At 44.2% G+C, this 1,671-nt stretch carries 2 protein-coding genes; both read left to right on the top strand.

The annotated features are described in order from the left end of the window. Positions 1-233: 233 nt before the first annotated feature. On the top strand, positions 234-644 hold the full coding sequence (locus ACH2DQ_RS07070; protein WP_394911854.1) for a rubrerythrin family protein: 411 nt from the start codon (positions 234-236) through the stop codon (positions 642-644). 299 nt (positions 645-943) lie between these two features. Then, positions 944-1,671 (top strand): substrate-binding domain-containing protein (locus tag ACH2DQ_RS07065; RefSeq protein ID WP_395026128.1); only part of this gene is annotated, 728 nt, incomplete at its 3' end.

Genomic DNA, 1,671 nt, shown 5'->3' with positions numbered 1-1,671 from the left:
AAGAGATGAGAGAATATATCACCGATATTTTAAAGCAGTGTCAAGGGCATGGAGGAATCGCCGCAGGAACAGGAAATTCTATTCCGGATTACGTACCCACAGAGGGTTATCTGAATATGATTGAAATAGTCCGCACGTTCCGGGGCGAATAAATTTCCGTAACTTTCTGTATTTTAGGTAATAAGTCATTTTAAATACATACAATGTTATAAATCACTTTTTCGGGCGGAAGTATGGAATTTAAAGAAAGCCAGACCTATAAAAATCTACAGGCTGCTTATGAAGAAAAATTACAGAACAGTACGAAATACAGAATCTACAGTGATATTGCAAAATCAGACGGAAACCGGCAGACCAGTGATGCCTTCAAAGAGACATCGGAGGATGAGCTGAGATTTGCCAGACTCTGGCTGGAACAACTGCATATGGGAGCTGTTCCGGGTACTTATGAAAATGTAACGGATGCTTACGAAACAGAGTACTTTGACTGGGCACAGCGGTATACTGATTATGCGGATACCGCCAGAAAGGAAGGATTTTATGATATGGCACGCCTGTTCCGCCAAGTTGCGGAAGCGGACCGGCATCATGATTTCCGGTTTGAACAGATCGCCCAGTATCTCCGGGAAGGCGGTACTTTTTAAAAAAGAAAATAAAATAGCTGTAAAATGACTTGCCATTTTACCATAGAGCGTAATACACTTTATGGGAGACCGGCAAGTTTTTTGCGGTCTGGATGTCTGCAGGCTCCAGGCTTTCGTACGCCGGCGCAGTAAATGCGCAGACCTGTCTGAAATGTTATCTTTTCTTTTCCTTTTTGATATAGTATAATGAGTAAATAAAATACCCCGCTGCAAGGAACGGGGTATTTGGTCTATGCTCGCGGGAATAAATGTGAACTTTAACCTGCGCAAGCCAGCTTGCGCTATTCAGGGGGACAATTATGAAAAAGCAAATATATGCAGCCGTTATGGGCATCTTCCTGCTGGGAGCATTGACGGCAGGAGGCTGGCTATACTATAACCGCATGATCCGGCAAAGTGATCTGGATACGGCAGCGGAATATAAGAAATATGATAAGCACTATGTACTGATTACGGAAGACATAAATTCCTCTTTCTGGCAGTCAGTTTATCACAGTGCCAGAGAAGAGGCGGCAGAAAATGGAATCTATCTGGAACTGGCAGGTGCCAATCTGTCGGTGGACTATGGAATAGAAGACCTGATGGAGGTGGGCATCGCTGCTAAGGCGGATGGAATCATTGTCCATCCCGACGGAAGCCGGAAGATAGAGACATTGATCGATAAAGCCGCATCGGAAGCGATACCCGTTGTAACAGTACTGGATGATGCACCCCAGACAAAGCGGAGGAGCTTTATTGGGATAAACAGCATTCAGATGGGGGAAGAGTACGGGAAAGAGATTATAAGGAATATTGGCGAAGATACCAGAAAGGTGCTGGTTTTATTAAAAGGAGAATCGGAAAACGGAAACGAAAATCTTGTATTTGCCCAAATGAAATCAACAGTAAAGGACGCATTGGGGAAGGATTCCAAAATAGAAATAGATTCTTACCAGGTAAAAAGCCAGACAGCCTTTGACTCGGAAGAAACCATCCGCAGTATTTTCCGGGATCAGGAATTGCTGCCGGATATCCTGGTCTGCCTGGA

The organism is Robinsoniella sp., assembly GCF_034124845.1.
Note: the sequence above shows the minus strand (reverse complement) of the source record. Positions and strands in the feature narration are given on the sequence as shown.